This window comes from Photorhabdus kayaii (assembly GCF_025384895.1).
GTDB classification, from domain to species: domain Bacteria; phylum Pseudomonadota; class Gammaproteobacteria; order Enterobacterales; family Enterobacteriaceae; genus Photorhabdus; species Photorhabdus kayaii.
Genome location: NZ_JAJAFZ010000032.1, coordinates 46,462 through 52,461, shown reverse-complemented (window position 1 = coordinate 52,461; position 6,000 = coordinate 46,462). Strand labels below are relative to the sequence as shown.

7 protein-coding genes are annotated in these 6,000 nt (G+C 29.7%); all 7 read right to left on the bottom strand.

Annotated elements, in window-relative coordinates; all coding sequences use genetic code 11:
* Positions 1 to 243 (bottom strand): hypothetical protein (locus LGZ98_RS13250; RefSeq protein WP_262978166.1); only part of this gene is annotated, 243 nt, incomplete at its 3' end.
* A 283-nt stretch (positions 244 to 526) separates the two neighbouring features.
* The gene (locus LGZ98_RS13245) at positions 527 to 2,635 is read right to left on the bottom strand and encodes a peptidase domain-containing ABC transporter (RefSeq protein WP_113041728.1); all 2,109 of its coding nucleotides are present in this window, start codon (positions 2,633 to 2,635) and stop codon (positions 527 to 529) included.
* Positions 2,636 to 2,638: 3 nt separating this feature from the next.
* The gene (locus LGZ98_RS13240) at positions 2,639 to 3,904 is read right to left on the bottom strand and encodes an HlyD family secretion protein (RefSeq protein ID WP_113041727.1); all 1,266 of its coding nucleotides are present in this window, start codon (positions 3,902 to 3,904) and stop codon (positions 2,639 to 2,641) included.
* The gene (locus tag LGZ98_RS13235; protein WP_113041726.1) at positions 3,897 to 4,364 is read right to left on the bottom strand and encodes a hypothetical protein; all 468 of its coding nucleotides are present in this window, start codon (positions 4,362 to 4,364) and stop codon (positions 3,897 to 3,899) included. The genes LGZ98_RS13240 and LGZ98_RS13235 overlap by 8 nt, the downstream gene beginning before the upstream one ends.
* A gap of 51 nt (positions 4,365 to 4,415) precedes the next feature.
* Positions 4,416 to 4,535: a dynobactin A family peptide antibiotic gene (dynB, locus tag LGZ98_RS24275; RefSeq protein WP_390904686.1), complete on the bottom strand. Its 120-nt coding sequence runs from the start codon at positions 4,533 to 4,535 to the stop codon at positions 4,416 to 4,418.
* 67 nt (positions 4,536 to 4,602) lie between these two features.
* On the bottom strand, positions 4,603 to 5,460 hold the full coding sequence (locus LGZ98_RS13230) for a radical SAM protein (RefSeq protein ID WP_113041725.1): 858 nt from the start codon (positions 5,458 to 5,460) through the stop codon (positions 4,603 to 4,605).
* A gap of 80 nt (positions 5,461 to 5,540) precedes the next feature.
* Positions 5,541 to 5,798: a radical SAM protein gene (locus tag LGZ98_RS13225; RefSeq protein WP_113041724.1), complete on the bottom strand. Its 258-nt coding sequence runs from the start codon at positions 5,796 to 5,798 to the stop codon at positions 5,541 to 5,543.
* Positions 5,799 to 6,000 lie beyond the last annotated feature (202 nt).

Below are 6,000 nucleotides of genomic sequence, written 5' to 3'. Positions count from 1 at the left end.
CAAACACTGTTCTGGAAATTTATAGACTTTACAATGAGGGATAGCGCGTTGGGTGAGGATTGATATATACCCGTCATCTTTCAAGTTGCCTCTTTGTTGGCTGCACTCACTCACCCCGGTCACATAGTTATCTATGCTCCCGGGGATTCGCTCCCTTGCCGTCGCGATCCATCTTGAAATCCATTGGGTATATCGCAAGTTAATTATAATGGAATCATTCAGATCGATTATGAAAAAACCCACAAAGTGGGTCTATTGGATGGGTAATTCACCAGGGCAACCGCATGAATGCTTAAATATTACCCATATTAGAAAATCCCGTTTGTAACACTTGATAGCTGTAATTTCATTTTACCCATTATACTTACTACCCAAATGTCTTTACCAAATGTTACATCTCTTAGTTATTAATCCAGCGATAGTTTATATCTGTTCATATAACTCCTAAGGGAGTAGGATTACTGAATTTATACTAGATCGAAATCGCCACCAGATTAATATTATGCAGCCTTTAGTTCTGCATTTATCATTTAGGTTCAGAATTTAAATGAATAACTCTATCAGCACTTTGAATAGTGGATTCTCTATGAGCAACAATGATTCTAGTCACGTTTAAATTTGCAATAGATTTGTTAACAATAGATTCATTGTTTGTATCAAGATGACTTGTTGCTTCATCCATAAATATAATTTTTGGTTTTTTATAGAGCGCTCTGGCAATCATTATTCTCTGTTTCTGCCCTCCTGAGATACTTCCACCCAGTTCACTCAACTGTGTATAATACCCCATTGGGAAACTAACTATTTCATTATGTATGTTAGCTTTAATTGCACATTCAGTAACGTACTCCATATCAATATCATCATCAAATCCTGAAATATTTTCAGCAATTGTACCAGAAAAAAGCTTGTCTTCCTGTAAAATACAAGAAATATTTTTTCTGTAATTATTTACACCTAAACTATAAATATCAAGATTATTAAATAAAACTTCACCTGATTGAGGCTTAATGAGACCACTCATTATTTTAATAAGAGTAGATTTTCCCGCGCCTGAAGGTCCTACTATTGCAACAGATTCACCGCCCTCAATTTTTATTGAGAAGTCTGATATTGTATAATTTGATTCATTATATGTATAAGAAACATGTGATAACTCTAAAGATGCTATATCATAACTTTCAGAATTAATATTTTTTTTAAATATTTCTTTTTCTTGCAAAGCAATTCCAGATAATCTTTCGTTATGTAATGATAATAATTTCAGCTCTACTGATTTATTGATTATATTCGTGATACGATCCGAGAATTGACCTCGGTAGGTATTGAACGCGATAAACATTCCTATAGTAATTGTACTGTTTATTACTAAGTATGAACCAACCCAAAGTATAACTATTTGATCAAGTGCAATAATAATTGAACTGAGAGCGATTGTAATAATTTCTATTTTCTTTTTCTTTACTTCAGATTTGTTTAAAGTTTTTACTTTATCACTATAGATCCTTTGTCTATTGTTAAGAATGCCGAGAATCTTAATTGTCGGCATGCTATAAAGACTTTCCATAAAAAAAGAGTTTATAGTAGCTTCATCTTGAATTTTTTTATCAGAAGCATTCTTATAAATTTTATAAACAATTATTTTAACTAAAAAATACAATACCGAAAATAAGATGACAACAATCGTTAGGCTACCACCATAAATAATCATCATGCTCAACAGTCCAATTATCATTAGGAAATCAATGATTAAATCAACAATGTTATTGCAAAATGTTTCCCTTATGTTTTCAATTGAGTTAAACCTAGATTGGATATCACCTAGTTTTCTACTAGAAAAATAGTGAATTGGTATTCTTAATAAATGACTAAAAAGACTGTTTTTCCATTGTATATCCAAAAGAATATTTATAGAAAGAGACATATAGGATCTTATGATATCGGAAAAAGTTTTTACTAAAGTAAAAAAAATAAGAAAAATACATATTGATGACAATAGTAGCGTATCTTTTGTTACTATAACATGGTCCATTATTAATTGGATTCCTATTGGTATAGTAAGAGTAATGCTCTCTATTAGTATAGATATTGCAAATATTTTTAAAAGAGCACTCGACAGTCCTTTGGAGCTTTTGAAAAGATCTATTAATTTAATTGTTTTTTTATTAAAAGAAGACCTTTTCTTAAACTCCGGTGTTGGCGTTAGTTCTATTGCGACTCCAGTGAAATGTTTTGATATTTCATTAATAGATAAGATCCTTTCTCCTTTCTCTGGATCTAATATAAAAAATTTGTTTTTATTGACTTTTTCTAAAATAACGAAGTGATTCATATCCCAATGGAGTATGCAAGGTTTTTTTAAAAGGTTAATTTCATCAACATCCAAAGAATATACATTTGTATTTAACTTATTGTTTTCTGAAATCTCTAATAAATCTTTTAACCGTAATCCTCTAGAGTGAAAATTATTGTTCCCTTTTAGTTCTTTCAGCGTTGTGTCACACCCATAATAGCAAAGTATCATGGATATACATGCTAGTCCGCAATCGGCAATACTCTCTTGATAAATAATATTTATTTTTTTTCTAAAAAATAAATCAGGGATAAAATCAAACAGAGAATTATTATCCTTCATGACTTACTCCGTGTGTTTTTTCAAATAATGCTTAGCTTTATCTACTATTAAATTATAAATGCTCTTACTTTCAACTATTAAAGAAGTTTCTGCTTTCATTCCTGCTACCAATCTTAGTTGATTTATATTTTTGTCTGTCAACCTAACCTTTATAGAATAAAAGTTATCGTGATCTATTCTAATGTTTTTTTCTGGATTTTGCAGCATATTGTTTTCATTACTCACTGTTGATTGTGAAATTGTTTCTATTATTCCTTCAAATGAACCATATTTTTGAAACGGGTATGAACTAAATCTAATATTTACCTTACTGCCTATTTTTATATAAGGATAGCTGTCGCTTCTAATATTAAATATAATAAAATATGAATCTACCTTTTTCGGTGAGATTTTTACCAAAACATCATTTTTAGTCACTTCCTGACCTAAAGTTTTATATTGATAATCCAATACTCCATTAATAGGTGAGGTTATGACACGAGTAGAATCAGAATTTATATCAATCTTTTTCAAATTAATATCATTTTCTTTTTCTTGTAACAATGCTATCGAATTTTCAATATCGCTTAATTTATTATCTCTATCTATAATAAGCTGACTATTTTTTTCTTGTAAAGAATTTAATTGTTGATACATGCTTATATAGCTAATCTTATTTTGAGTATAATTGTTGTTTATTGAATTAAGCTGTTCTATAGTTACATGTCCTTTCTTCAAGTAATCTTCAAATTTTTTTCTTGTTTTATTATAATCCTGAATCAATCTGTTTGATTCTTCTAATTCTTTACTTAATTTTTGTATTTCTTTCTCAGTAAATTTTATGCTTCTCTCATAAAATTCTATAACCTTAATTTTTAGTTCTTTTTTTTTGATTATATTGCCATTTACTTTGTCAGCCATTGAATTTAATTGTTTTATCTTTTGCAATTTAAGATCACCATTAATATCCTCATCAATATTTTTTATTCTAAAAATAATATCCCCTTCCAATACTTTTTCTGGTTTTAGCACATCAAAAGTAGAAGATTCTATATAACCTTTTATTGGTGACCTTATGATTATAGTGGAGGGAAATGAATGGATCTCACCTTCAATCAAAACCCTATTATTTATTTTTAATGCAAATATTAAAATAAAAAGAAAAAATATCAAAAAAAATACTATTGAATATAAAAAAAGAGAAGATGGGTAAATTTTAATTATTGTATTAGCAACCCACCTATTTTCATCTTTCTCTTTATTTAAATTTCTAAAAATACTATCACTCATTATTATTTTGGCACCAAATTTTAATTAGATAGTCATATAAACAAGTGGTTATAAGGCAAATAAAAAACCAGTTAATCCATGATACTGAATTCTGTAAAACAGATATTATAAATGGATTTCCTATAGCATAGTCCATCAATGGTTGCCTAACAAGCCGTCCCATGATTGCTAATTCAATTAACCACATAAGGATACCTCTTGTGATAGGGGTATATGTAGGAAGACTCTTTTTTATGAGAATATATAAAAATGTTATACCCAATCCTGTCTCTAAACTTGTTAATGCAGCAAGATATCTAACATCCCAAGACGGGGCTACAGTTATATTGCTTACTTCATGCCTTATATAAGGAACTACCCACTCGGAGTTGATAACATGAATCACAAAACCTACACAAGAAGTCAGTATAGATACGATTAGAATAATAAGAAATATTAATTTTTTCTCTTTGTTTACCATACAATCCTCTCTTTAACAGTAGGAGGGGAATTACCCCCTCCTTTTCACTAATTAAAAACTATATTTATATATATTACCATCCCAACCAGGACTTGCAGCCTTTTTCACAAGTTTATTCACTTCTTTAGGCTCTACGGTTTTTCCGACATCCTTTCCTGCCCCCCTACGCAATCTAACAATGCTTTATTCCAAGAGCTACTCTTTTTTAAGTCTTTCATAGTTAGTTCCTTATTATCAATTAGTTAATGTTTACTACTTCTATTAACTTGGATTTATGCTTTTTGACTTCTAAGAAAGCATCAGTTCCAAGCAGACCGTCACTCATGTGTTTATCATATAGCTTACTTGCTGTTAAACCTTTTTCATTTAGTCTTCTTTCTATGTGCTCATATATCTTATATAAGCTTGGGCAATAATAGTCTTTATTATATATATTATTCTCGTTATATTTATATGCCCTTGCAGGGCAACCACCGTGACATACATGTTGCCACTTACATTTTTGACATGAATCGAAACTCTCCCGTGTTCTATACAAAGTGGCCCGTGGCCCAGTCATTAATTCTAGAATAGAGTTATTCTGAAGATTGCCATATTTCATATCGGGTTGAGCGGAAAGGCTTGCACATGGATATACATCGCCTATAGGATCAACAGAGAAAGTAGTGTTACCGCATTGAGACATTCCTAAACAATCTGCTGCTCTTCCTGCTAATATTGCCTGAGTTTTTCTTACAAAATCAGAAATAAATATATAGTTCTCAGGGGCTGCATAAAACCATTTGTCGTATAATTTACTCCAAGGTATATAGTATTCATCAGGATCTAATCCTAGATCTGTATAATTATCTACAGCGTTTCCTGATTTATTTAATGGGATAACATTAAATGGCAAATTATTTTTTAGCATGAAATTGTATATTTCATCTATATAACCTAGACTTGATTTGCTAATTACTAGTGCGCAGCCAACTTCAATTTTATTTCTTCTTAATTTTTTCACACCCTCAAAGACCTTATCAAAACTTCCAATATTTTTGTGAGTTACTCTATTTTTATCATTTATTTCTTTTGGTCCATCAATGGATATGGACATAAAGAAATTATTTTCCTTAATGAAATCACACCATCTTTGAGTTATAAATGTTCCATTTGTTTGTAAGGCATTTAAATACTTTATGCCGTTACTATATTTTTTTGAAATGCAATAACATTTTCATAAAACTTAATACCTGGAAACATCGGTTCACCACCATGCCATATAAAATGGACATAAGTAAAAACCTTTATTTTATTGGCATATTCAAACGTATCTTTAATTGTTTTTTCCAATATTTCCAATGACATAATAGGCTGTCTTTCATCTTCATTATAACAGTATTTACATGCCAAATTACATCTATGTGTTGGTTTTATTATATTTACAAGCTGCATATTAATATTTCCTTTCTTTTTTCATTTCTATCGAAATGACAATATAAGGAAACAACAATAATTCCTTATATACTCACCATATAAACTTGCTCACTTTTTAATTCTATAGAACACTGGTTGAAATGTAACACATCTTATTAACAATAAAAAATAAATAAAAGCCTTTTTGTTGATTTAAATCAAATTGTTATATGAATTAACT